Here is a 24111-nt window from a genome sequence, read left to right on the forward strand (position 1 = left end):
CGCCCGGTCGGCTCCGCCCTTGCGCGGGCCAGTACTTGGGTCACGTTAGCGCCAGGTCCGGAGGTGAGGGCGGAGCCCACGCGATACGTTTGCGCCGGGACCGGATCATCATGGGACATACCGCTGCTCGACGGAGCGTCAGGTGGCGGCGAGAGAGCCGGACGGTCCGCCCATTGGCCGCTGACGCGGAGGGATTCGTGGCCGATTTCGACGACGTGGTGAGCGCCGTCGAGGCCGTGACGGCGGCGGAATGCCATCCCGGCCTCCACTCATTCGACGGCATTCCCGAGATCGCACAGCTCGCCATCGAGCAGGAAGCAACGATCGCGACGTCGACGCACCACCGCCAACCGTGTCGTCCGCCTGCCGCCCGCTGCCCGCTGCCCGCCGCCGGGACGTTACCGGGACGGCTCGCGCCGCCCCGGTCGGCTCACCGTTACCTGACGTCGGCGTAGTTGTCGGCGGCCGTCGCGTCGCACCTGGTGTGACCGGCGGGGTCGCACGGCCTGGTGTCGCCGAGCGGTCATACCCGTAAGGTGCGGTTGCATGAACATCGGCTTCCGGCGCCTGGGCGATTCCGACGCTGATGCCCTCATCCGCTTTCTGACCGGAGAGAGGTGGCCCTTCCACGTGATCAGCGAGGTGGACGATGCGACAGCGCGTCAGTGGGCCACCGAGGGTCGCTTTACGGGCGAGGAGAACCGCAGCTTCTGGATCGTTGCGGACGGGACGCCCGTCGGTCTGGTCCGGCTCATGGAGCTGACCGACGATACGCCCATGTTCGATCTCCGGATCCGGGCCGCGTACCGGGGCAACGGCATCGGCGCGCAGGCCGTGACGTGGCTGACGCGATACCTGTTCACGGAGTTCCCGGAGGTACGTCGCGTCGAGGGCACTACCCGACAGGACAACATCCCGATGCGGCGCGTCTTCCTGCGCTGCGGCTACGTCAAGGAAGCGCACTACCGCGACGCGTGGCCGGCACACGACGGAACGGTTCACGACACCGTCGGCTATGCGATCCTGCGCCGCGACTGGACGGCGGGTACCGTAACGCCTCTCCCGCGGGACGACGATCCGGTCGACTAGACGGTGCGACACCAGGGATGCGTGATCGACGGCTCGCGCCGTCGTGTCCGGTAGGTGTGCCCGCAATGTTGGCGGTGGTCAGGCCAGATCGAGGAAAAGCTTCTCCAGCTCTTCTTCCGACAGGGGGGCGTCGTCGGCGCTTTCTGCGCGACATCACGCGCGCACCCCGTGGGCGCGCGCGTGCGGGATCAGCGCGCCACGCGGGCCACACCGACGACGAACACGGGCGCCGCGATGACCAGGGCGGTCATGACGTGCCTCGCAGTTCCGCGATCACGCTGCGGATGTCGGTGCGCGGTCCGCGGTTGTAGGGGAGCTTGGACAGCAGGACGCCCATGGCGCAGGAGTTGCTCAGCGCCGCGTACGTCAGGCCGGCGCCGACCGCGGTGCCGATGAGGTGCGAGCCGGGAACGAAGAGGCCCACCACTCCGGTCGCAAGGACGATCGAACCGGCGACGAGCCGGACCTGGCGCTCCATGTCCCAGCGATCGGCGCCGCGGTTCGCGGGAGCGCCTGCCATCTCCCAGGCGTTGATGCCGCCCTCCAGCACACGGAGGTTCGGCAGGCCGGCCTCGGCCAGAGCCTTTTCGGCCTGGGCGGCACGGGTTCCGGAGCGGCAGACCAGGATGACGTCCTCGTCGAGGTGGGTCAGCAGTTCGTTCCGGTGCTCGCGCAGGGTGGCGAGAGGCACGTTGCAGGCGCCGGGGATGTGGACCGTGCGGAACTCGCCGGGCGTGCGCACGTCGAGGATTCGCGGTGCGCGTTCCTCCTGTACGAGGCGGTGCAGGACGGCGGGGGTGATCGAGGAGATCTGGGCGGACTTCTCAGTCATGGGAGGCTCCGTTCAAGAGAGTTGGATACCCAGGGGGTATTCGTCGGAATCGGCTGGGTGACCGTCCCGGTCGGGGGATGACCCCCGCCCGGGACGTGCCGGGAGGTCGCGGGAGGAGGGCGGTCAGACGCCGGCGGGTTCCGCCGACAGGGCCCAGGCGGCGTAGCCGCCGAGAAGGTCGGAGACGTCCTCGAAGCCGCGGTGGCGCAGCAGGCTGGCCGCGATCGAGGAGCGGTGGCCGCCCGCGCAGTGCAGGACGAGGGGCCGGTCGGTGGGGATCTCGTCCAGGCGGGTGGGCAGTTCGCTCAGGGTGATGTGCGTGGCGCCTTCGATGAAGCCGTTCGCGCCGCGCTCTCCGCAGGTGCGTACGTCGACGACGAGCGGGGGGTTCTCTCCTCGCAGGGCGGTGCGCAGTTGTGCAGCGGTCAGGCGGCTCGCGGGAGCGGCCTCCTCAGCCAGTTCCTTCAGGGCGTCCTCGGGGTTGCGGAGGTAGCCCATTGCACGGTCGAAGCCGATGCGGGCGAGGCGGGTGACGACTTCCTCCTCCCGGTTCTCCGGAGCCATGACGATCAGCTTGTCGGCCGGGTCGAGGACGGTGCCGGCCTGTTCGGCGAACCGGCCCTCGGCGGGTACGTTGACCGCCCCGCGCAGGTGACCGTTGGCGAACTCCTGCGGGTCCCGGGCGTCGACCACGACCGCCCCCGCCCGCCGCAGCTCGGTGAACTCGGCCAGGGACAGCGGGCGGGGCGCCGCCGCCGAGTCGAACAGGACATGGTCCTTGCGGTTGAGTTCCGCGTCGAAGGCGAAGTACCCGGGTGCGGCGGACTGGCCGGCGGTGACGAGTGCGACGAAGTCCTCGCGGCTCATCGGCGCGCAGGCGTAGTTGGTGGCGCGCTGTTCTCCGATGGTGGACTGCTTCTCGGTGGAGAGGTTCTTGCCGCAGGAGGAGCCGGCACCGTGGGCGGGGAAGACCCGGACCGCGTCGGGCAGCGCCATCAGCTTGTTCTGGACGCTGTCGTGAAGCATCGCGCCGAGTTCGTCCGCGGTCACGCCCACGGAGGCGAGCAGATCGGGGCGGCCGACGTCGCCGATGAACAGCGCGTCGCCGGTCAGCACTCCGTAGGGAACCGTGTCGTCGGCGTGCTCGTACACCAGGACGCTGATCGACTCGGGGGTGTGTCCGGGGGTCTCCATGATCTGCAAGGTGACGTCGCCGAGGGAGACGCGTTCGCCGTCGGTGAGCTTGCGGATGGGGTACTCGGTCTCGGCACGGTGGCCGTAGCCGATCCAGGCACCGGTGTGGTCGGCCAGCTCCAGGTGGCCGGCGATGAAGTCGGCGTGGAAGTGGGTGTTGATGACGCCCACGACGGTGAAGCCGCGCGCCTGGGCATCGGCCAGGTACTCCGAGACGTCTCTGCGCGGGTCGACGACCACGGCCCGGCCGGTCGTCTCGTCGGCGATCATGTACGACGCCTGGGAGAGGCAGTCGAGGTAGTACTGGGTGAAGAACACGGCAAACCCTCCGTCGGGGGACGCGCACCCGGCCGGGTGCGGAAAGTTGGTCGAAGGCGCGGTGGCGCCTTCCTGATGGGCCCGGGGTCCGGGCTTCAGACGGCCTCGGTCGCAGCGCCGCGGTCGATGGGGCGACCTGCCCGGGCCCAGGCGGCGGTGCCGCCCGCGACCGAGACGGCGTCCACGCCGAGTGCCTGGAGGTGCTCGGCGGCCCGGCCGCTGCGGTTGCCGCTCGCGCAGATCACGTAGACGGTCCGGTCCCTGGGCAAAGCACTCACGACGGCGTCGAGCGTGGACAGCGGTGCGAGGCGGACGCCGGGCACGTGGCCGGCCCGGTACGCGTCCGGCTCCCGGACGTCGATCACGAACGCGCCGTTCGCGAGCTCCGCCGCGAAGACGTTCAGATCCACCTCGCGCATGAAGATTCCTCGCTTCCAGATACCCCCCTAGGTATGTGTGTCTTCGACCGTAGGTGGGGTCGCGACAGGAAGTCAAATACCCCCATGGGTATTTCCCGCCACACGCGAAAAATACCCATGGGGGTATACTGACCCTGCGAGTGATCGGATCTTGAGAGGGAGGGCGGGGCGATGGAACAGCGGACGGGCGCGGTCTCGCCCCGCCCTCCTCGGGTGGAGTGCGGCTGGGCCTCCGGGAGAACTGGGCTCAGTTCTCGGCTACGCGGCCGGAGCTCTCCTCGCGGGCGTCCTCGCCGGCGCACTCGGCCTGCAGGCGACCGTCTACCCCTCGCCGGCGCACTCGGTCTGCAGGCGACCGTCTACCCCTCGCCGGCGCACTCGGTCTGCAGGCGACCGTCTACCCCTCGCCGGCGCACTCGGTCTGCAGGTGACCGTCCATGCCGCCGCCCGCACCGCGCTGTCCGGTCTGCTCGCCGCGCGCTGGATCACGGAACGACCGGGCCGCGAGTACGGCCCGGGATCGGCCCCAGAAAAGCAACAAGCCCCCTGCCTGCGGGAAAACCGCGGGTAGGGGGCCGGAAGCGGTCGAACTACTTCTTCCTGCCCTGGCGTCTTGCGGGAGATCTCGCCGACCAGGGTTTTCGCAGGTGGGGACGCTGATCGACTCCGGGTGAGTAGTCGCTATCGGTCGTCATCGGGTGCCCTTGAGCAACCTCGGACGGCCCCAGACAGCTACCCGTCGGCCTAGGAGCTGATGGGCAACTCGCGAGCTCGCCGGCGTGCTTGGGCCCGTAGCTCATGGCGGCTTCGCCTGCCTTGCCGGAGGTCATCCGCTTACCGCTGCCCACGCGGCGCAGTTCAAGTCCGAGCAGGCACCCCAGAGTGAGCCGCAGCGTCGAGCCGGCCGCGTTGCCTCGGTAGTGATAGCGCACCCGCTTGCGCAGGTTCTGGGCACTGGTCCGGTTCGCCATGTACCGCGGGGCTATTCCGACGTAGAGCAGACGCCCGGCGTCCAGGTCCGGATGGGGTGACTGCTTGAAGTGCCACCCGTATACCCCTGCCGTCGCCGGAACAGGGGTCGGATCATGGGGCAAGGCGTTTGCGGGGTCACAGGGCTTATCGCCCCCGACCGTGTGGTGGCGATACGCCCTGCCGCGCCGCTGGCTAACCCATAGTCTTGGCCCCGTCCAGGGACTCGCGGATGATGTCGGCGTGGCCGGCGTGCTGGGCGGTCTCGGCGATGATGTGCATCAGCACCCGGCGGGCCGACCATCGCGCGCCCGACTCGGACCACGGGGCCTTCGGTAGTGGTTGTGTGGCGTCCAGGTCGGGCAGGGTGACGACCAGTTCGTCGGTTTGACGGGCTACCTCGGCGTAGTCGGCGAGCACGCCGGTCAGCGTCTCGCTGGGCAGCATCCGGAACTCGTCGGCCCGCCGGGCCCAGTCGGCCTCGGTCATGGTGGTGAAGTCGGGCATCGCCGACGGGCCGTCCAGGATGAACTGCACCCAGGTCCGCTCGACCGCAGTGACATGTTTGATCAGGCCGCCCAGGCACAGCTGGCTGGCAGTGGTCCGGCGCCCGGCCTGCTCGTCGGTGAGGTCGCGGGTGGTGAATCGCAGGAAACGTCGATGGTTGGCCAGCGCCTCCAGCAAGTCGGCGCGCTCGACGGTGGCGGTCGGCTCATGGGCCGGGTCGTGGGTGGCCAGTTCGTTGACAGTCACGGTCTCGCTCATGGTCGCTGCCTTCCGTGGTTTGTGTTCCGCCGGGCAAGGAGGACGCTAGGGGCCGTAGAGGCCAGATTCTGACCTAATTGACTGGAGAGGTGAGATTTCCATGATTCATTCCCTGCTCGCTCCCCAGACGCCTTCCAAGGACGCATCAGGCCCGGCCTCCTGAAAGGAGGGGGGCCTGACCTGGTGTTTCACCTGTCGGGGCGGCCGGATTTGAACCCACGACCTCTTCGTCCCGAAGCAACTTGGGCGGGCGCTTGAACTTGGGTTGGTGTGCTTCTCACCTGCGGCGACGGTCCACCGGTGCGCGTGCATGTCCGCCGCTGTTCGGCGGCGTTGTCACGCAGTCAGACACTCACTGTTGCTGCCCCGATTCCCGCTCAATCGGGCATACGGTGGATACGACGGAGTCGATAGGCGCGGATCTCGCCGTAGAGCACGGATGCCGCAAGTATGAAGAGCACGGTCTCTATGCTCGCTGACCATGGTTCAGGCACCCACCAGTGACCTATGACCGCACAGGCGGCGGAGATCGGCACGGCGAGGAAGTAGCTGCGCAGACGCACACGCAGCCGACGCACATCGTGCCGTGGTTCAACTGCCATGATGGCCCTCTGTCATCGCGGGGTGATGCCTGAGTGCAAGCGTATGCTGCCCACCTTTGCCCGGTAGGACAATGCTCCAGCAGGGACTCGGCGTTGGATCACGTATTGGCTCGTTCTTCCAGTTCTTGCCGGGGATCTTGGGGAGCTGGGCTTTCCTTGGTCGCGGACGGGCCTTCGGTGACCAAGCGGCTGATCTTCACCGGGCCGCGCGGGGGCATGTCTGGCGGACGTCGCTCAATGAGGAGGCCTGGAAGCGGGCCCTCGCCTCGGCCGGGGTGATCCCCAAGCGGAAGCCTGGCGGGTCTTACGCCGAATCTCGCGAGAACGGTATGCACGCGCTCCGCCACTTCTACGCCTCGCTGCTCCTGGACGCCGGAGAGAACATCAAGGCCCTCGCCGAGTACCTCGGCCACTCAGACCCTGGCCTGACCCTTCGCGTGTACGCGCACCTCATGCCGTCCAGCCAGGAGCGCACCCGCAAGGCCGTGGCCGCCGTCTTTGGCAGCGCAACGCCCGGTGCCTGAGACGGCTCAGGCACTTACGCTCCTGATCAGAAACGGGAGGGTGACTGTGCCTGTTTCTTCGGGAGTCGTTTGGCGGTGACTTCGGGAGTCACTCAAGGAGGTGTCGGCTTGATCAACGTTAATGACTTTTGATGTCACTCGGCGGCTCGCGTGCCGCAAGCGGCAGATGCACGGGCGAGCCGAGTTACCCCTGCTCCGCCAGCGCATCCTCCTCCAGTGATCACCACACAGTGCTACCACCGATTACGAGAGCCGTTGGCCTGGACGCACCCGCCGATCGCAGCCCAGGAGATCACTGACACTGCTTCCAGGCCAGGTGGTACACGGTTTTGGTTTTGATCCCGCCGTCCGTCGAGTCCATCTCCATGAAGCTGGTGGCGCTCGGGCTCGAAGTGCCGCGCTCGACCCGCAGTTCAGTGTTGATGTTGAGGTTGCGCTCCTCCCCGCAGGGGGCGAAGACCCGGGCGGCGACGTCCACGGTGTCGGTCGTCTGCCAGTTGCCGTTGAACCCGCCCTTGAAGTGATGGGTCGAGTTGGTGGTGTGGGCGTTGCCCTGGAAGTGGTAGCTGGCCCGCTGGGTCCCGGACGCACCCGGCGCCAGTGACGCGAAGCCGTGGTAGCCGGCGGACACGATCGCGTAGGTGTGGCCACCGGGGACGTGCACGCGCAGGTTGAGCTGACAGTTCTTCTTCCGGTCGGTCGGCGCCGACCCGGGCCCCACCTGGGCGAGGTAGTTACTGTAGGTGACGGTGAAGGTGGTGTTGTCAGGGGACACGGTCACGGCGGCCGTCCCCGCCGGGCAGCCGGAACCGTTGACCGCCACGGTGTCGATGACGATCCGGTCCGGCGGCGGGGACGGGTTGCCGCCGAAGGCCGAGCCGAACAATGATGTGGCGACACCAGTCGCGGCCAGCGCACGGAGCACCATGGGCTTCCCTTCAATCGTCCACGGATCCAGGGCGGCCGTCGCTTTCCGAGCCCGACCCCCGGATTTCACGTGGGCATCGCACCACACGTTGCGTGTCCGCGTGCAGAAGGTGACGCTCCAGTCACTCAAACGGCCTTCAGGGTGGAGACCTCGTTCACCCACGCACGGGACAGAGCGGCGCGCGAGCTCGGATACACCGGCAGACTCAATCTGCTCTACCGCTACATCACCCAGGGGGCGCGCCGAGGGTGACAAGCCGGTGGCTCTCCACCAAGCGGTCATGGATGCGCTGGGTAGTGCGCCGCTGTTCGGGAGGAGCATCCAGGTCAGCCCGCAGCATGCCGTCGATCAGCGACTTGTAGGGATCGAGCCGGGACTGCTTCCTCCTTATTGCTCGTTGTTGAGCATTCGGATATTTCGCTGGGGGTCACGTTGCCTTGGATGCGGGCGAACGGCCAGCCCGTGACCAAACGCCTGATCTTCAGTGGGCCCAACGGCGGGCACGTCTGGCGTACGTCGCTGAACGAGGACCACTGGAAGCCCGCCCTCGCGAAGGTCGGCGTCATCCCGAAGGCCGAGAGCCGCGAGCACGCCGCCGCCCGCGAGCACGGCATGCACGCCCTGCGGCACTTCTACGCGTCCGTCCTCCTGGACGGACGCGAGAGCATCAAGGCCGTGAGCGAGTACCTCGGGCACTCCGACCCTGGCCTGACCCTGAAGGGCTCATGCCCAGTAGCCGGGACCGCGCCCGGAAGGCTCTCGGCCAGGCGCTCCGGCCGCAAGGCTCGGGGGACTGAGGGCCCACAGTGGGCCCGGGCCGTGAAAATGCCCCCGATCCGCACCATAAGCGCAGGTCGGGGGCATGATCACGCCACCTACTTCTTCTTGCCCTGGTTCTTCACGGCCTCGATGGCGGCCTTCGCCGCGTCCGGGTCGAGGTACGTGCCGCCCGGCTTGACCGGGCGGAAGTCGGCGTCCAGCTCGTAGGCGAGCGGGATGCCGGTCGGGATGTTCAGGCCCGCGATGTCGGCGTCGGAGATGCCGTCGAGGTGCTTGACCAGGGCGCGGAGGCTGTTGCCGTGGGCGGCGACCAGGACCGTGCGGCCGGCCAGGAGGTCCGGGACGATGCCGTCGTACCAGTACGGCAGCATGCGGACGACGACGTCCTTGAGGCACTCGGTGCGCGGGCGCAGCTCCGGCGGGATCGTCGCGTAGCGCGGGTCGTCGCTCTGGGAGAACTCGGTGCCGTCCTCCAGGGCGGGCGGCGGGGTGTCGTACGAGCGGCGCCAGAGCATGAACTGCTCCTCGCCGAACTCGGCGAGCGTCTGCGCCTTGTCCTTGCCCTGCAGGGCGCCGTAGTGGCGCTCGTTCAGCCGCCAGGAGCGGTGGACGGGGATCCAGTGGCGGTCCGCGGATTCCAGCGCGAGCTGCGCGGTGCGGATGGCGCGCTTCTGGAGGGAGGTGTGCAGGACGTCGGGGAGCAGGCCGGCGTCCTTGAGCAGCTCACCGCCGCGGACTGCTTCCTTCTCGCCCTTCTCGGTGAGGTTGACGTCCACCCAGCCGGTGAACAGGTTTTTCGCGTTCCATTCGCTCTCGCCGTGGCGGAGGAGGATCAGCTTGTACGGTGCGTCGGCCATGGCTCCGAGCGTAATCGACGCCGTACGGGCGCTGCGCGGCCGGTCACGGAGCGGACAGGCGCGGGGAGCAGGCGGGGATGGATGGGGGACGCGGGGCGGACGAGGGGGGTGTGACGGGCTCGGGGGCGTGACGATTGACGGGCGGCGTCAATTGAGTAGCGGACCGGAATCCGGGGTTCGTAATGTTCGGGTGACTGTCGGACCTCTTACCGATGGTGTCCGTTCTGTACTTCCCTGGGGGATTCCGTATGTCTGTCGCCGGTTTCAGACGGGCCGCACGTGAATCCGTGTCCGGTCTCCCCAGGGAGTTCTGGTGGCTGTGGACCAGCACGCTGGTCAACCGCCTCGGGGCGTTCGTCGCGACGTTCATGGCGCTCTACCTGACCCTGGACCGGGGCTACTCCGCCTCGTACGCCGGTCTGGTCGCGGCGCTGCACGGGCTCGGCGGGGTCGTCTCCTCGCTCGGGGCGGGGGTGATGACCGACCGGCTCGGCCGGCGGCCGACCATGCTCATCGCGCAGACCTCGACCGCCGTGTCCGTGGCCGTCCTCGGGTTCATGGTCCACCCGGTGGCGATCGCGGGCGTCGCCTTCGTCGTCGGCATGGCCAGCAACGCCTCGCGGCCCGCCGTGCAGGCCATGATGGCGGACATCGTCCGGCCCGAGGACCGGGTGCGGGCGTTCTCGCTCAACTACTGGGCGATCAACCTCGGCTTCGCCGTCTCCTCGGCCGGGGCCGGGTTCGTCGCCGAGTACAGCTATCTCGCCGGGTTCCTGGGCGAGGCCGCGATGACGCTGGCCTGCGCCTTCGTCGTCTTCATGAAGGTGCCCGAGTCGCGGCCCGAGAAGGCGGCGGCGGTGCCCGGCCGCGCGGTCGGCGGCGCGGACGAGGTCCGGCTCTCCACGGTGCTGCGTGACGGACGGTTCATGAGCGTCGTCGGGCTGTCCTTCGTGATCGCGCTGATCTTCCAGCAGGGGTACGTGGGGCTGCCGGTGGCCATGGGGGCGGACGGGTTCTCCAGCTCCGACTTCGGTACCGCCGTCGCCGTCAACGGGGTGCTGATCGTGGTGCTCCAGATCCCGGTCACCCGCTTCATCCAGCACCGCGATCCGCGCCGGCTGCTCGTCGTGTCGTCGCTGCTCGCGGGGTACGGGTTCGGGCTGACCGTGTTCGCCGGGTCCGTCGCCGTGTACGCGCTGACCATCTGCGTCTGGACGGTCGCCGAGATCGTCAACTCGCCGATCCAGACCGGGCTCGTGGTCCGGCTCTCGCCGGCCCAGGGCCGCGGCCGCTATCAAGGCATGTACACGATGTCCTGGTCCGCGGCGGCGTTGATCGCACCACTGATGTCGGGTGTGGTGATCGACCGCTTCGGCGCGGAGTGGCTGTGGGGCACCTGCGCCGTCCTGGGGACCGGGGCCGCGCTCGGGTACTGGCTGCTGATGCGGAATCTGCCGGGGGAGGACGGGGCGGCCTCCGGGGGCGGCAGCCGGGTGGCGGAGAGCGGCGGGGGCGAGGGGAGCGGTGTCCCCGCCGCCGGGGCCGGTGCCGAGCCTTCCGTCGAGCCGGCGGGCTGAGACCGAACGAGGCGGGCCGGGGCGAGGCTGAGCGAAACGGACTGGGATGGGACGGGACGGGCCGGGGCGGCAGCGCGACAACCGCCCGGCCGTCCCGGCCCGTCCCGCCCGCCTGCTCGCGGTTACGGGGCCGTGCTCGCCGCGCCGGCTGTCGCGGCCGGCGAGCCCCGCGCGGAGCAGCGAGCAGCCTGCTCCGCGCGGGGCGCCCTTCGGCTTCCGTGACGGCCGGTCAGCCGCAGCAGCCACCGCACTGGCACGGGGCCCCGGACTGGCAGCCGCATCCGCAGCCCGAGCCGCAGCCGCAGGCGCCGAGCACGGTCAGGTGCACCACGTCGGCGGGTGCCTCCTGCTGGGGGTCGGTCGTGGGGGAATCGGTCATGGTTCCTCCTCTGGACGTACGACAGGGCCGTACGCCACAGCGACGCGCGCACGACCGGGGCGTACGGACAAGACGTGCCGCCCCACCCCATTGCACGCCCACCCGGGCGGGCGCATCAACGGCGCACACGCGCAGAGACACATGTGCGACCGAATGCGACCGCGTACGCCCGGCAACCCTGCGTCACGGCCCCACGGTCTGGCGGCCTCATGTTCCCCACACGCCCCGACAGCCCCCCCATCCGCCACGACACTCGCACCCGCCCCGACAGCAGCCCCGCTACGCGCCCTCCACCGCCGCCTGCTGCTGCTGGATCTCGTCGGCGTGCTCACCCGTCACCAGGTAGACGACCCGCTTGGCGACCGACACCGCGTGGTCGGCGAAGCGCTCGTAGTAGCGGCCGAGCAGCGTCACGTCGACGGCCGTCTCGATGCCGTGCTTCCAGCGGTCGTCCATCAGGTGCTGGAACAGCGTGCGGTGCAGCAGGTCCATCTCGTCGTCGTCCTGCTCCAGCTGAAGCGCCAGATCGACGTCCTTGGTGATGATCACCTCGGCGGCCTTGGCCATCAGACGCTGCGCCAGCTGCCCCATCTCCAGAATGGTGGCGTGCAGGTCGTGCGGCACCGCCGATTCCGGGAACCGCAGCCGGGCCAGCTTGGCGACATGCTGGGCGAGGTCCCCGGAGCGCTCCAGGTCGGCGCTCATCCGCAGCGACGTGACCACGATCCGCAGATCCGTCGCCACGGGCTGCTGGCGCGCGAGCAGGGCGATGGCCCGCGCCTCCAGGTCGTGCTGGAGGTCGTCGACCTTCTGGTCCGCGGCGATCACGCTCTCCGCGAGCTTGAGATCGGCGTCGAGCATGGACGTCGTCGCCCGGCCGATCGCCGACCCGACGAGCCGGGCCATCTCGACCAGTCCCTCGCCGATCGAGTCGAGTTCCTCGTGGTAGGCGTCACGCATGGAAGTCCCTCTCCAGTCCTCTGTCTAAGGCCGGGGCCAGGTATGAACCCCACGCTGCCACCTTGGGCGGCGTACGCGTCGGGTTCCGGCCGACCAAGTGAACCAACCCTTGCCCCTCGGTGAACTCTGGGCGACGAGTGTTCGGATAGGCGCTCGGATGGCTGGGAGAGTCCTCCCGGACCCGCATAACCTTGACGTATGGACGTGAACGCGGCAGTCGCCGCAGCTGCGGCGATCGGCGGTGCGTGTACCGGCGTGATCGCCATGCTGGCGTTCCGCTGGAGCGAGCGCGACCAGAAGAAGCCGACGCGCACGTCCTTGCGGCCCGACAGCAACGCCCCCCTTCCTCCGGGGGTGGACACGGTCCTGTCCGTGCTCAGCTCCTCCGCGGTCGTGCTCGACGAGAGCGACAGCGTGGTCAAGGCCAGCTCCGCCGCCTATGCGCTGGGACTGGTCAGGGGCGGGAGGCTCGCCGTCGAGGCGATGCTGACCATGGCCCGCGACACCCGTCGTGACGGTGAGATACGCCAGGTCGAACTGGACCTTCCCCGGCGCGGTACGGGGCGCGGCGAGGCCCTCGCGGTCTCCGCCCGGGTAGCCCCGCTGGGCTCCCGGCTGGTGCTTCTGCTGGTCGAGGACCTCACCGAGGCCCGCCGTATCGAAGCGGTACGGCGGGACTTCGTCGCCAACGTCAGCCATGAGCTCAAGACCCCGGTCGGCGCGCTCTCGCTGCTCTCCGAGGCCGTGATGGACGCCTCCGACGACCCGGAGGCGGTGGAGCGGTTCGCGGGGCGGATGCAGATCGAGGCGACCAGGCTGACCAACCTCGTACAGGAGATCATCGACCTCTCCCGGGTGCAGAACGACGACCCGCTGGAGGACGCCGAGCCGGTCCGGGTGGACGAGCTGGTGGCCGAGGCCATCGACCGCTGCCGCCAGCAGGCCGGCTCGAAACAGATCACCATGGCGTCGGGCGGCACCGCGGAGCTCCGTATCTGGGGCAACCGCGGCCAGCTCGCCGCGGCGCTCGGCAATCTCGTCGAGAACGCCGTCAACTACAGCCCCGCCCGTACCCGAGTGGGCATCGCCGCCAGGCGGCTGTCCGTACCCGGCGGGGACCAGATCGAGATAGCCGTGACCGACCAGGGCATCGGCATCTCGGAGAAGGACCGCGAGCGGGTCTTCGAACGCTTCTACCGCGTCGACCCGGCCCGCTCACGGGCCACCGGTGGCACCGGCCTCGGCCTCGCCATCGTCAAGCACGTGGCCGCCTCGCACGGCGGGGAGGTCACGGTCTGGAGCTCGGAGGGCCAGGGCTCCACCTTCACCCTGCGGCTGCCCGAAGCGGGCTCCGTACGGGAACGCGACCGCAGCCCGGGCGGACCACTCATCGTCAACGGCGACGAGGGCCCCTACGGACCCGCTCACCCCGACACCCCCGAACCATTTCCTGCCCCGGAGGTCCTTCCGTGACCCGAGTGCTTGTCGTCGAGGATGAGGAATCCTTCAGCGACGCCCTGTCGTACATGCTCCGCAAGGAGGGCTTCGAAGTCGCCATCGCGGCGACGGGCCCGGACGGCCTCGACGAGTTCGAGCGCAACGGCGCCGATCTCGTGCTGCTCGACCTGATGCTGCCGGGCCTGCCCGGTACGGAGGTCTGCCGTCAGCTGCGCAGCCGTTCCAACGTCCCCGTGATCATGGTCACGGCCAAGGACAGCGAGATCGACAAGGTCGTCGGCCTGGAAATAGGAGCCGACGACTACGTCACCAAGCCGTTCTCCTCGCGGGAGCTCGTCGCCCGCATCCGCGCGGTGCTGCGCCGCCGCGGTGAGCCGGAGGAGGTCACGCCGGCCGCCCTGGAGGCGGGCCCGGTCCGGATGGACGTGGACCGCCACGTCGTCACGGTCTCCGGCGGCAAGGTCGACCTCCCGCTCAAGGAGTTCGACCTGCTGGAGATGCTGCTGCGCAACGCGGGCCGGGTCCTGACCCGCATGCAGCTGATCGACCGGGTCTGGGGCGCGGACTACGTGGGCGACACCAAGACCCTCGACGTCCACGTCAAGCGCCTGCGCGCCAAGATCGAGCCCGACCCGGGCGCGCCGCGCTTCCTGGTGACGGTGCGGGGCCTGGGGTACAAGTTCGAGCCGTAGGCCGGCCCGTACACGACGGCGGAGGGCGCCCCCCGAAAGGGAGGGCGCCCTCCGCCGTTCACGTGCCTGGGTACGCGCGTACCCGCGTAGGTCGGCCCGTCAGCCGGTCTGCGCCGAGGCGGACGCGGCGTCGGTCGGGGTGACCGCCTCGTCCGTGGAGCCGGAACCGGACTCGGCCCCGGGCTCGCCCGGCGTCCCCGGCGTCGCGGAGGCGGAACCGGAAGGCGTTGCGGGCGACGGCGCCACCGGCAACGAACTCGGGCCGAAGCCCGTGAAGTAGCTGGTCGCCGGAACGACGAGCGCGCCGAGCGGGATCTCCCCCGTCGAGCTGAACTTGAAGACGACGGCCTGCACATTGCCCGCCTGCGCGGCCTCGCGGCCCTTCTCGATCACGGCGGACGCGTTGCCCTTGCCGCCGAGGACCACCTTGCCGCCGGCCGGGACCACGACGGGCCCCGCGCCCCCGGCGGCGTGCAGCTGCACCGCGGCGCTCGTACCCGGCAGGGTGATGGCGTCCAGGGTCTGCTGCTTGGTGCCGTTGTTGAAGAGCGTCGCGGAGACGACGGCAGGGCCCTCGGCGTTGCGCTCGGGCTGGGTGATCACGTTCGCGTTCTGGATGCTGATGTCACCGGACCTGGCGGCAGCACTGTCCGGCCTGACCTTGAGCGTCGCTGCGTCATTGCCCGCACCGCACGCGGCGAGCGAGGCGATCGAGAACACGATGGCTGTGGCGGCGAGAGCGCCGTGTCGAAGGCTGCGGCTCACGGCGGCGGCAACTCCTTGATCGTTCGGACTGCGGACGGGAGGGGCGAGCGGCGTAAAGCCGCCCTAAGGGTCTGTCAGCGGCCTTAGGCTACCGAGCCGTCTCTCCCGCCCCGCACCCGACCCGCCCCTACGCGCTCCTTCGTGTTCCGGCACTCCCCGGGGCCGGTGCCGTTCGGGACCCGCCCCGGGGCCGGGGTTCCCGGAACGGGGCACCGCCGAACCATCCGAAACCATCGACACGTGCCGTTCGCATATCGCGGGTGATCAATTCATGGAGCGCGTCATGGAGCGCGTCATGGAGCGTGGCGCATTCCGTTCGCATTAACCGATCGCATCGGAGTGCTGATCAATATCCATTGATCAACCACACGTGCGTCCGAGCGGGTGATCGATCTCCGAACGGAGTACGTAAAGTTCATCATCCTGAACCAGGCAAAACGGGACGTTCAACCACTTCGGGGCCGGGTTCCGGTGTGTGTGACGTGCGTGTTTCGCCTCGCCCGTACAGCCGCTCCGACCTGCGAATACCGTCCCCCGTGAGCCTTCCGCAGCACGTACGTGTTGCTGTTGTCAAGCCCTGAGATATGCCCTGACCTGCGAAAACGCCATTCAGGAGAAGCTGTTCTCGTGTTACTCTTGATAGCCACGGAAGGGGTACCTGTCACATGACGTTCAAGGTTGGCGACACCGTGGTCTATCCCCATCACGGGGCCGCGCTGATCGAGGCTATCGAAACTCGCCAGATCAAAGGCGTGGACAAGACCTACTTGGTGCTCAAGGTCGCCCAGGGCGACTTGACGGTTCGTGTGCCGGCGGACAATGCGGAGTTCGTGGGCGTACGCGATGTGGTCGGGCAGGAGGGGCTGGACCGGGTCTTCGAAGTGCTGCGCGCACCGTATGCCGAAGAGCCGACGAACTGGTCCCGGCGCTACAAGGCAAATCTGGAGAAGCTCGCCTCCGGCGATGTCATCAAGGTCGCCGAAGTGGTTCGCGACCTGTGGCGTCGTGAGCGCGAGCGCGGACTCTCCGCAGGTGAGAAGCGGATGCTCGCCAAGGCTCGCCAGATTCTGGTGAGCGAGCTCGCTCTCGCGGAGAACACGAACGAGGACAAGGCCGAGGCTCTGCTCGACGAGGTACTCGCGTCCTGAACCGGCTCACGCCGACCGTAAATAATGTGCCGCGGTGCCCGCTGACAACCGTATTCACGGGATGTTGTCGGGCGCTGCGGCATGTTGGATTCGGCCACGGCATGGCCGGATTTCGCCCCGACTCACCGATGCGTTGGCTTCATCGGCAATCCCCCGGATACGTTGCTCGCGATCTTGCGCAGCCGATCCCGAGCGGCCGGTGCGGCGTGTCCGTCGTCGACCGGGTGTCACGGAAAGGGCCCGGTCGAGTCATGGCGTGGCGCCCGGCTCGCTTGTGGCCATACCCATGTCGGCCGTGGAAACAAACATGCCGAAGCTTCGGAGTGCAACCGATGTCTGATCAATCGCGTCCGTACCGCACAGCCGCCGTGATCCCCGCGGCCGGCCGCGGCGTGCGGCTCGGCCCGGGCGCCCCCAAGGCGCTCCGTGCGCTGGGCGGGACGCCCATGCTCATCCATGCGGTACGGGCCATGGCCGCGTCCCGTTCCGTTTCCCTGGTTGTCGTCGTGGCGCCGCCGGACGGCGCCCCCGAGGTCAAGAACCTGCTCGACGAGCACGCCCTGCCCGAGCGCACCGACTACCTCGTGGTGCCCGGTGGTGAGACCCGCCAGGAGTCGGTACGGCTCGGCCTCGACGCCCTGCCCGAGGGCATCACCACCGTCCTCGTCCACGACGCGGCGCGCCCGCTGGTGCCCGTCGACACCGTGGACGCGGTGATCGAGGCGGTACGGGACGGCGCGCCCGCCGTCGTGCCCGCGCTGCCGCTCGCCGACACCGTCAAGGAGGTCGAGCCGGGGGCGCCGGGGGAGCCGGAGCCGGTGCTCGGCACGCCCGTGCGGGCAAGGCTGCGCGCCGTACAGACCCCGCAGGGCTTCGACCGCGACACGCTGGTGCGCGCGCACGAGACCGTCGCGGTCAGCGGCGAGGGCGCCACGGACGACGCGGGCATGGTGGAGCGGCTCGGGGCGCCGGTCGTGGTCGTACCCGGGCACGAAGAGGCGTTCAAGGTGACCCGGCCGCTGGATCTGGTGCTGGCCGAGGCGGTACTCGCACGCAGGAGGGCGAACGATGGCTTCTGAGGAACGGACCGGGCCCGTGATCCCGCTCGTCGGGATCGGCACGGACATCCACGCCTTCGAAGAGGGCCGCGAACTGTGGTGCGCGGGGCTGCTGTGGGAGGGCGAGGGCCCCGGTCTGGCCGGGCACTCCGACGCCGATGTCGTCGCGCACGCCGCGTGCAACGCGCTCTTCTCCGCCGCCGGGCTCGGCGACCTCGGCCAGCACTTCGGCACCGGGCGGCCCGAGTGGTCCGGCGCCGCCGGGGTCACCCTGCTGACCGAGGCGGCGCGGATCGTGCGGGCCGAGGGCTTCGAGATCGGCAATGTCGCCGTGCAGGTCGTCGGCGTGCGGCCGAAGATCGGCAAGCGGCGCGACGAAGCGCAGCGGGTGCTGTCGGCCGCCGTGGGCGCGCCCGTCTCGCTCTCCGCCGCCACCTCCGACGGCCTCGGCTTCACCGGACGGGCCGAGGGCCTCGCCGGGATCGCGACCGCATTGGTCTACCGCACCGGCTGACCGCCGCGCTGCCGCTGCCGTGCTCACGCCCCGACGCCGTCGCCCCGCGCTGCCGCGGACCGCGAAGAACGCGACGGGGGCAGGAACGGGAAGCGGAAGCCGTGACGCGGGGTTGTCGTACGGGTAGGAGCACCACCGATGCCAACTGGAGGACGTACGCCATGACCGCCGCACTCTCCGCAGAACTCAAGGCGCTTCTCGGCACGCCCGTCTTCGTCACCGTCGCCACCATCCAGCCCGACGGCTCCCCGCAGGTCTCCCCGGTATGGGTGAAGCGGGACGGCGACGACCTGCTCATCTCGACGACGGTCGGCCGCCGCAAGGAGCAGAACCTGAGCCGCGACCCGCGTGTCTCCGTCGTCGTACAGCCCTTCGACGCCCCGTACACGTACGCCGAGATCCGCGGCACCGCCACACTCACCACCGAGGGCGGCCAGGCGCTCATCGACGAGCTGTCCGTGAAGTACACCGGCAAGAAGTACGCGGAATTCAACCCCACGGCCGGGGACGACGACGAGCGCGTCGTCGTCCGCATCACGCCCCGCAAGGTCGTCGGACGCATCTAGGAGGGTGCCCGGCGTCCCCGAACTTTTCCCCGCGATCCCCAAGGGGTCGCGGGGCACTGGTGCGCGCCCACTACCCTTGAGACGTGACTATTCGCCTGTACGACACCAGCGCCCGGCAGATCCGTGATTTCGTCCCGCTCACAGCGGGCTGTGTCTCGATCTACCTCTGTGGCGCTACCGTCCAGGCCGCCCCGCACATCGGGCACATCCGGTCCGGGCTGAACTTCGACATCATGCGCCGCTGGTTCGAGTACCGCGGCTACGACGTCACGTTCGTCCGGAACGTCACCGACATCGACGACAAGATCATCGCGAAGTCGGCCGAGCAGGGCCGCCCGTGGTGGGCCATCGGGTACGAGAACGAGCGCGCGTTCAACGCCGGATACGACGCACTCGGCTGCCTCCCGGTCACCTACGAACCGCGCGCGACCGGCCACATCCCCGAGATGATCGAGATGATGCGCGGCCTGATCGAACGCGGTCACGCCTACGCCGCCGACGGCAACGTCTACTTCGACGTGCGCTCCTTCCCCGGCTACCTGGAGCTCTCCAACCAGGACCTGGACGATCTGCGCCAGCCGTCCGGCGAGGGCGAGACCGGCAAGCGCGACCAGCGCGACTTCGCGATGTGGAAGGCGACCAAGCCCGGCGAGCCCAGCTGGGAGACCCCGTGGGGCCGCGGCCGGCCCGGCTGGCACCTGGAGTGCTCCGCCATGGCCCACAAGTACCTCGGCACCGCCTTCGACATCCACGGCGGCGGCATCGACCTGATCTTCCCGCACCACGAGAACGAGATCGCCCAGGCCAAGGCGTACGGCGACGAGTTCGCCAAGTACTGGGTGCACAACGGCTGGGTCACCATGTCCGGCGAGAAGATGTCGAAGTCGCTCGGCAACTCCGTGCTGGTCGGCGAGATGGTCAAGCACTGGCGCCCCATCGTGCTGCGCTACTACCTCGGCACCCCGCACTACCGGTCGATGATCGAGTACAGCGAGGAGGCCCTGCGCGAGGCCGAGTCCGCGTTCGCGCGGATCGAGGGCTTCATACAGCGCGTCTCCGAGAAGGCGGGCGAGACGGTCGAGCCCGCCACCGAGGTGCCGCCCGCGTTCGCCGAGGCGATGGACGACGACCTGGGCGTCCCGCAGGCGCTCGCGATCGTCCACACCACCGTCCGCCAGGGCAACTCCGCACTCGCCGCCGACGACAAGGAAGCCGCCGTCGCCCGGCTCGCGGAGGTCCGTGCGATGCTCGGTGTCCTCGGCCTCGACCCGCTCGACGAACACTGGGCGGGCGAGAGCGACCGCGGCGACGATCTGCACGGCGTCGTCGACACGCTCGTACGCCTCGTCCTGGACCAGCGGCAGTCGGCCCGCGAACGCAAGGACTGGCCCGCCGCCGACGCCATCCGCGACCAGCTCAACCAGTCCGGGCTCGTCATCGAGGACAGCCCGGCCGGACCACGGTGGACACTCGGCCCGCGCCAGTAGTCCCCCCATGTGCCGCCCGGCGATCCGGGCGGCACACTTCACTTATACGTACGCACGTCTGAGAAGCAACGAAACAGGTAGGTCATGGCCGGGAACAGCCAGCGCAGGAACCGCCGCACGTCCAACAAGAAGGGCGCGCAGGTCGGCAGCGGTGGGCAGCGACGCCGTGGCCTCGAAGGCAAGGGCCCGACGCCGCCCGCCTCCGCCCGCAAGGGACACAAGAAGAACCGCGTCGCCAACGCCCAGGCCAAGCAGGCCGCGGCCCGCCGCCCCGCCCCCCGGCGCGGCGGCGCCAAGGGCACGTCCGAGATGGTCGTCGGCCGCAACCCGGTCTACGAGGCTCTGCGCGACGGCGTCCCGGCGACGACCCTGTACGTCCAGCAGTACATCGACAACGACGAGCGGGTCCGCGAGGCGCTCCAGCTCGCCGGTGAGCGCGGCAACATCAACCTGATGGAGGCCCCGCGCCCCGAGCTGGACCGGATGACGAACGGCCTGAACCACCAGGGCCTCGTCCTCCAGGTCCCGCCGTACGAGTACGCGCACCCGGAGGACCTCACCGCCGCCGCGTACGACAAGGGCGAGGACCCCTTGATCGTCGCCCTCGACGGCGTCACCGACCCGCGCAACCTGGGCGCGATCGTCCGCTCCGTCTCCGCGTTCGGCGGCCACGGCGTGGTCGTGCCGGAGCGGCGCGCGGCCGGAATGACGGCGGGCGCCTGGAAGTCCTCCGCGGGCACGGCCGCCCGCACGCCGGTCTCCCGGGTGACGAACCTGACCCGCGCCCTGGAGGGCTACCAGAAGGCCGGCATCACCGTCGTCGGCCTCGCCGCGGACGGCGAGCACACCGTCGAGGACCTGGAGGCACTCGCCGGTCCCGTCGTCATCGTCATCGGCAGCGAGGGCAAGGGCCTCGGCCGCCTCGTCGGCGAGACCTGCGACTACCAGGTCCGCATCTCGATGCCGGGCGGCGCGGAGTCGCTGAACGCGGGTGTCGCGGCCGGGATCGTCCTCTACGAGGTCGCCCGGCGCCGGGCCTGACGTACACCCGGACGGGGGGCGGCCGACCGGGGCGCCCCCTGCCGGAGGCCATTGACGGGCCTCGGACACTTCGGGCCCGTCAAGGCAGTGTCCTAAACACACATCACACGGTTAGATGAGTGTGGACACCAGAACGCCTCGGTTCGACGAACAACCCGCCCTGAGCATGACCAAGGTGGACTGCGACCCCGCGCAGGTCATCGTCAACCACGCCAGCTTCCGGGTGCGGCTCGCCCCCGGCCAGCGCGCGCGGCTGCGCGGTCTGGCCTCCGTCGGCGTGCCCAGGATCCCCGCCATGAGCGGCGGCACCGGAGCGGCGCGCGGCAGGCGCTCGCCCGTCGTATGGAGCGGCAGGTCCGCCCCCGGCGACCCCGGCGCCACCGGACTCCTGCAGGCCGTACGGAACTCCACCGCGGGCCGCCCGGCCACCGCGCATGACCCCTACGACCCGTATGCGCCCCAACCCGCCCACACGGGACACGAGTTCGACGGCGGGCTCGGCACGGGCGGCACCCAGGTCATCGAGCGCCTCGAAGAGACCCGGCCCAACCCCGTTATCACCGCGCCCCGCCGGCCGGGCCGCCACGGCAACGGCCCCCTGCTGCCGCCCATGCGCCGGGCGGTCGGCGCCTACGACCCCGTCGACACCGGACCGTACGGCCGGGGCGCCCACGACCGGGACGACGCGTACGACGAGGACGACTACGGCGACGGCGCCGAGGCCCGGGGCCCGCGCCACGGCAACGACTCCGTGCGGCACGCGTACTACCCCGGCCACCGGATGAACCTCGGCGTCGTGCTGCTGCCCCTGCGGGTCTTCCTCGGCTTCATCTCGATCTACGCCGGCATGGGCAAGCTGTGCGACCCCGTCTACTTCGACGGCGGCGAGCGCGGCTCGATGGTCAAGTGGCTGACCTCGCTGCACCCCTGGACACTGGCCGAGCCGCTGCGCGACTTCGCGCTCTCGCACCCCGTCGGCGCCGGGCTGACCGTCGCCTTCCTCCAGGTCGTCGTCGGCATCCTCACCGTCCTCGGCCTCTGGCAGCGGGTCGCCGCCTCCTTCGGCACCCTCCTCTCCGCCGTCCTGCTGGTCACCGTCAGCTGGCGCGCCGTCGCCGCCTACGACGCGCCGGACATCATCTACCTCGCCGCCTGGAGCCCGCTGATCATCGCGGGCGCCCCCGTCTACTCCGTCGACGGACGCCTCGCCGGTGAGGCATGGCGCAGGCTCGGCCCGCGCTCGGCGATCTGGGACCTGCGCCGCCGGGTGCTCCGGCGGGGCGCCGTCGTCGCGACCGTCGTCGTCGGCCTCACCCTGCTCGTGGGCTCCATGCTCGGTGGCGCGGTCCGCTCCTCCGAGGTCGTCACCGTGCCCGGCCCGAACGGCAACCCGACCAACCAGCTGCCCGGCTCCCCGCTCCCGCAGGAGTCCCGCAGCGGCCGGGCCTCCCACGCGCCCGCCGGGCAGCGTCCCGCGCCCTCCCGCAGCGATGCCGCCGGCTCCCCCTCCGCCAAGGAGGCCACGCCCGCCGCGGGCTCCGTCCGCGAGTCGGGCCAGGCGGGGGCCGGTGCGGGACAGCCCAGCCAGACCCAGGGCACCGTCCAGCAGCCCCCGCAGCGCACGACCCCGCGGCAGCCCCCGTCCTTCAGCAGTTCCGGCCCCAGCTCCTCCGGCTCCACCGGCACCGGCGGTGGCCCCACGGGCGGCGGCGGTACGGACAACGGCGGCGGTTCCTCCGGCGGCTCTTCCGGCGGCTCCTCCGGAGGTTCCTCCGGGGGTTCCTCCGGCGGCGGGCAGAACCCCATCGGCGGCCTGCTCGGCTGAGGCCGGGTCGGCACACGACGAAGGGGCGGTCACCGGACACGTATCCGATGGCCGCCCCTTCGTCGCGTGCGTCTGCCGGGGCTCTCGCTACTGCAACTGCTACTTCCGACTGCTACTTCAGACTGCTACTTCTAGTGCCCGTCGAGCTCCTTGGCAGCCTCGGTCAGGTCCTTCGCCGTGTCGATGGCCCGCCAGTACGCCCCGTGCGGCAACGGGTACCCGGCCAGCCTGCGCTCGCGGGCCAGCCGCGGGAACGTCGTCCGCTCGTGGTCGCCCCGGTCCGGCAGCAGCGTCGTGAACGTCGGCGAGAAGACGTACACACCGGCGTTGATCAGATACGGGGACGGCGGCGACTCGATGAAGTCGGTGATGTGCCCGAACGCGTCCGTCTCCACGGCACCCCACGGGATCCGGGGACGGGCCAGGGCCAGGGTGGCGGTGGCGTCGCGCTCGGCGTGGAACGCGGCCATCTCGCGCAGCGAGAAGCGCGTCCAGATGTCGCCGTTGGTGGCGTACCAGGGCTCGCCCGGATCGGGCAGCCGGGCGGCGGCGTACTTCAGCCCGCCACCGCGGCCCAGGGGCTCGGACTCCACGACGGTCGTCACGCGCAGCGGCAGCACCGCCGAGGCCAGCCACTCCTGCAGCACCTCGGCCAGATGACCGCACGACACCACGGCGTCGGTCACGCCCTCGGCGGCCAGCCAGGAAAGCTGATGGCCGATGATCGGAGTCCCGGTGCCCGGGATCTCGACCATCGGCTTGGGGCGGTCGTCGGTGTACGGGCGCAGCCGTGATCCCTGGCCACCTGCCAGGATCACGGCCTGCGTCGGATACGTATGCATGCCAGGCACGATATGCCGTGCCCGGACCGGCCGGTCAGCTGAACTGGGCGACGCCCGAGGCGAACGACGTGTCGCAGACGGGACGCGAGAACCGGTGGGCGCGCGTCGGACCGTACTGCTCGACCGCCGCACGGCCCAGCGCCCTCGCGATCGACATGCAGTGCCGGGCGAGCGAGGGACGGGCCTCGACGGAACGCTGCAGGTCCGTCAGCGCGACACCCGGGTCCTTCGCCCGGAGCTCCAGCAGCAGCCGGTCCCGCAGGACGTCCTGCGGGGTGCGTGCCTTGGCGCGCTCCGATACGTCCTGAGCCGACGCGGCCAGGACCCGGGACTCGGAGTTGTGCGCTGCCCACGGCACGCTGGTGACGGCGAGGGTCCCGGAGAGGACCATCACGACGGGCAGTACGAAAGCGAGGGATCGGCCGATGCGGCGAGCGGTGTGGGTCACGCAGCGAGCGTAGCGGGCAGTGATGATTTGGCGACATTTCGTCACCCTTGCGGGGGATGGTTCGAGAGTGCTTT

At 70.0% G+C, this 24111-nt stretch carries 24 protein-coding genes and 2 pseudogenes; 14 read left to right on the plus strand and 12 right to left on the minus strand.

Annotated features, from left to right (window positions below; all coding sequences use genetic code 11):
• Positions 1-197: 197 nt before the first annotated feature.
• Together OG306_RS20975 and OG306_RS20980 are read left to right on the plus strand one after the other, a co-directional pair.
• Positions 198-455, plus strand: a complete 258-nt coding sequence (locus OG306_RS20975; protein ID WP_266747611.1) for a hypothetical protein — start codon at positions 198-200, stop codon at positions 453-455.
• A gap of 91 nt (positions 456-546) precedes the next feature.
• Positions 547-1089: a GNAT family N-acetyltransferase gene (locus OG306_RS20980; protein ID WP_266747612.1), complete on the plus strand. Its 543-nt coding sequence runs from the start codon at positions 547-549 to the stop codon at positions 1087-1089.
• A gap of 247 nt (positions 1090-1336) precedes the next feature.
• On the opposite strand, the gene OG306_RS20985 is transcribed toward OG306_RS20980, so the two are convergent.
• From OG306_RS20985 to OG306_RS21005, 5 genes are all read right to left on the minus strand, one after another.
• Positions 1337-1921 carry a rhodanese-like domain-containing protein gene (locus tag OG306_RS20985; RefSeq protein WP_266747613.1) on the minus strand — a complete coding sequence of 195 codons (585 nt, stop codon included), beginning with the start codon at positions 1919-1921 and terminating at the stop codon, positions 1337-1339.
• A gap of 123 nt (positions 1922-2044) precedes the next feature.
• Positions 2045-3433, minus strand: coding sequence for an MBL fold metallo-hydrolase (locus tag OG306_RS20990; protein WP_266747614.1), 1389 nt, complete (start codon positions 3431-3433; stop codon positions 2045-2047).
• A 95-nt stretch (positions 3434-3528) separates the two neighbouring features.
• Positions 3529-3852 carry a rhodanese-like domain-containing protein gene (locus OG306_RS20995; RefSeq protein WP_266747615.1) on the minus strand — a complete coding sequence of 108 codons (324 nt, stop codon included), beginning with the start codon at positions 3850-3852 and terminating at the stop codon, positions 3529-3531.
• A 590-nt stretch (positions 3853-4442) separates the two neighbouring features.
• Positions 4443-4946 (minus strand): GIY-YIG nuclease family protein, encoded by a 504-nt coding sequence (locus OG306_RS21000; RefSeq protein WP_371665555.1) that lies wholly within the window; start codon positions 4944-4946, stop codon positions 4443-4445.
• 70 nt (positions 4947-5016) lie between these two features.
• Positions 5017-5586: a DinB family protein gene (locus OG306_RS21005; protein ID WP_266747616.1), complete on the minus strand. Its 570-nt coding sequence runs from the start codon at positions 5584-5586 to the stop codon at positions 5017-5019.
• Between the two features lie 761 nt (positions 5587-6347).
• Between OG306_RS21005 and OG306_RS21010 the strand changes: the two are divergent.
• Positions 6348-6712 (plus strand): annotated as a pseudogene (locus OG306_RS21010) (tyrosine-type recombinase/integrase); the annotation flags it as partial.
• 292 nt (positions 6713-7004) lie between these two features.
• On the opposite strand, the gene OG306_RS21015 reads toward OG306_RS21010, so the two are convergent.
• Positions 7005-7640: a DUF4360 domain-containing protein gene (locus OG306_RS21015; protein ID WP_266747617.1), complete on the minus strand. Its 636-nt coding sequence runs from the start codon at positions 7638-7640 to the stop codon at positions 7005-7007.
• 426 nt (positions 7641-8066) lie between these two features.
• On the opposite strand from OG306_RS21015, the pseudogene OG306_RS21020 reads away from it, so the two are divergent.
• Positions 8067-8437: pseudogene (locus OG306_RS21020) on the plus strand (site-specific integrase); the annotation flags it as partial.
• Positions 8438-8515: 78 nt separating this feature from the next.
• Here OG306_RS21020 and OG306_RS21025 read toward each other — a convergent pair.
• Positions 8516-9277, minus strand: a complete 762-nt coding sequence (locus OG306_RS21025) for a phosphoglyceromutase (RefSeq protein WP_266747618.1) — start codon at positions 9275-9277, stop codon at positions 8516-8518.
• Positions 9278-9525: 248 nt separating this feature from the next.
• Here OG306_RS21025 and OG306_RS21030 point away from each other — a divergent pair, with 248 nt between their 5' ends.
• On the plus strand, positions 9526-10854 hold the full coding sequence (locus OG306_RS21030) for an MDR family MFS transporter (protein WP_371665556.1): 1329 nt from the start codon (positions 9526-9528) through the stop codon (positions 10852-10854).
• A 229-nt stretch (positions 10855-11083) separates the two neighbouring features.
• On the opposite strand, the gene OG306_RS21035 is transcribed toward OG306_RS21030, so the two are convergent.
• Both OG306_RS21035 and phoU read right to left on the minus strand, forming a co-directional pair.
• Positions 11084-11233 carry a hypothetical protein gene (locus OG306_RS21035; RefSeq protein ID WP_266747620.1) on the minus strand — a complete coding sequence of 50 codons (150 nt, stop codon included), beginning with the start codon at positions 11231-11233 and terminating at the stop codon, positions 11084-11086.
• 279 nt (positions 11234-11512) lie between these two features.
• A complete protein-coding gene (phoU, locus tag OG306_RS21040) occupies positions 11513-12193 on the minus strand; it encodes a phosphate signaling complex protein PhoU (protein WP_266747621.1) in 681 nt (226 codons plus the stop codon).
• A gap of 198 nt (positions 12194-12391) precedes the next feature.
• Between phoU and OG306_RS21045 the strand changes: the two genes are divergently transcribed.
• Both OG306_RS21045 and OG306_RS21050 read left to right on the plus strand, forming a co-directional pair.
• Complete coding sequence (locus OG306_RS21045) at positions 12392-13666, plus strand: sensor histidine kinase (protein ID WP_327349504.1); 1275 nt, start codon at positions 12392-12394, stop codon at positions 13664-13666.
• Positions 13663-14343 (plus strand): response regulator transcription factor, encoded by a 681-nt coding sequence (locus OG306_RS21050; RefSeq protein ID WP_030977814.1) that lies wholly within the window; start codon positions 13663-13665, stop codon positions 14341-14343. Before OG306_RS21045 ends, OG306_RS21050 begins: the two co-directional genes overlap by 4 nt.
• 99 nt (positions 14344-14442) lie before the next feature.
• Here OG306_RS21050 and OG306_RS21055 read toward each other — a convergent pair whose 3' ends face one another.
• Positions 14443-15108 carry a DUF461 domain-containing protein gene (locus OG306_RS21055; RefSeq protein WP_266905929.1) on the minus strand — a complete coding sequence of 222 codons (666 nt, stop codon included), beginning with the start codon at positions 15106-15108 and terminating at the stop codon, positions 14443-14445.
• Between the two features lie 665 nt (positions 15109-15773).
• Between OG306_RS21055 and OG306_RS21060 the strand changes: the two genes are divergently transcribed.
• From OG306_RS21060 to OG306_RS21090, 7 genes are all read left to right on the plus strand, one after another.
• Positions 15774-16256 carry a CarD family transcriptional regulator gene (locus OG306_RS21060; protein WP_006380568.1) on the plus strand — a complete coding sequence of 161 codons (483 nt, stop codon included), beginning with the start codon at positions 15774-15776 and terminating at the stop codon, positions 16254-16256.
• A 332-nt stretch (positions 16257-16588) separates the two neighbouring features.
• The gene (gene ispD / locus OG306_RS21065; protein ID WP_266747624.1) at positions 16589-17335 is read left to right on the plus strand and encodes a 2-C-methyl-D-erythritol 4-phosphate cytidylyltransferase; all 747 of its coding nucleotides are present in this window, start codon (positions 16589-16591) and stop codon (positions 17333-17335) included.
• Positions 17325-17828 carry a 2-C-methyl-D-erythritol 2,4-cyclodiphosphate synthase gene (gene ispF / locus OG306_RS21070; protein WP_266747625.1) on the plus strand — a complete coding sequence of 168 codons (504 nt, stop codon included), beginning with the start codon at positions 17325-17327 and terminating at the stop codon, positions 17826-17828. Before ispD ends, ispF begins: the two co-directional genes overlap by 11 nt.
• Positions 17829-17989: 161 nt before the next feature.
• On the plus strand, positions 17990-18394 hold the full coding sequence (locus OG306_RS21075; protein ID WP_266747626.1) for a PPOX class F420-dependent oxidoreductase: 405 nt from the start codon (positions 17990-17992) through the stop codon (positions 18392-18394).
• A gap of 83 nt (positions 18395-18477) precedes the next feature.
• The gene (gene cysS, locus OG306_RS21080; RefSeq protein ID WP_266747627.1) at positions 18478-19881 is read left to right on the plus strand and encodes a cysteine--tRNA ligase; all 1404 of its coding nucleotides are present in this window, start codon (positions 18478-18480) and stop codon (positions 19879-19881) included.
• Between the two features lie 84 nt (positions 19882-19965).
• Positions 19966-20922 carry a 23S rRNA (guanosine(2251)-2'-O)-methyltransferase RlmB gene (rlmB, locus tag OG306_RS21085; protein WP_266747628.1) on the plus strand — a complete coding sequence of 319 codons (957 nt, stop codon included), beginning with the start codon at positions 19966-19968 and terminating at the stop codon, positions 20920-20922.
• 166 nt (positions 20923-21088) lie between these two features.
• On the plus strand, positions 21089-22747 hold the full coding sequence (locus tag OG306_RS21090) for a DoxX family protein (protein ID WP_266747629.1): 1659 nt from the start codon (positions 21089-21091) through the stop codon (positions 22745-22747).
• 131 nt (positions 22748-22878) lie between these two features.
• Here the strand turns inward: OG306_RS21090 and OG306_RS21095 are convergent, their stop codons facing one another.
• Positions 22879-23589: a nucleotidyltransferase family protein gene (locus tag OG306_RS21095; protein ID WP_266747630.1), complete on the minus strand. Its 711-nt coding sequence runs from the start codon at positions 23587-23589 to the stop codon at positions 22879-22881.
• A 34-nt stretch (positions 23590-23623) separates the two neighbouring features.
• A complete protein-coding gene (locus OG306_RS21100; RefSeq protein ID WP_266747631.1) occupies positions 23624-24037 on the minus strand; it encodes a hypothetical protein in 414 nt (137 codons plus the stop codon).
• Between the last annotated feature and the right edge of the window lie 74 nt (positions 24038-24111).

Source organism: Streptomyces sp. NBC_01241, assembly GCF_041435435.1.
In the GTDB taxonomy this organism is placed as follows: Bacteria; Actinomycetota; Actinomycetes; order Streptomycetales; family Streptomycetaceae; genus Streptomyces.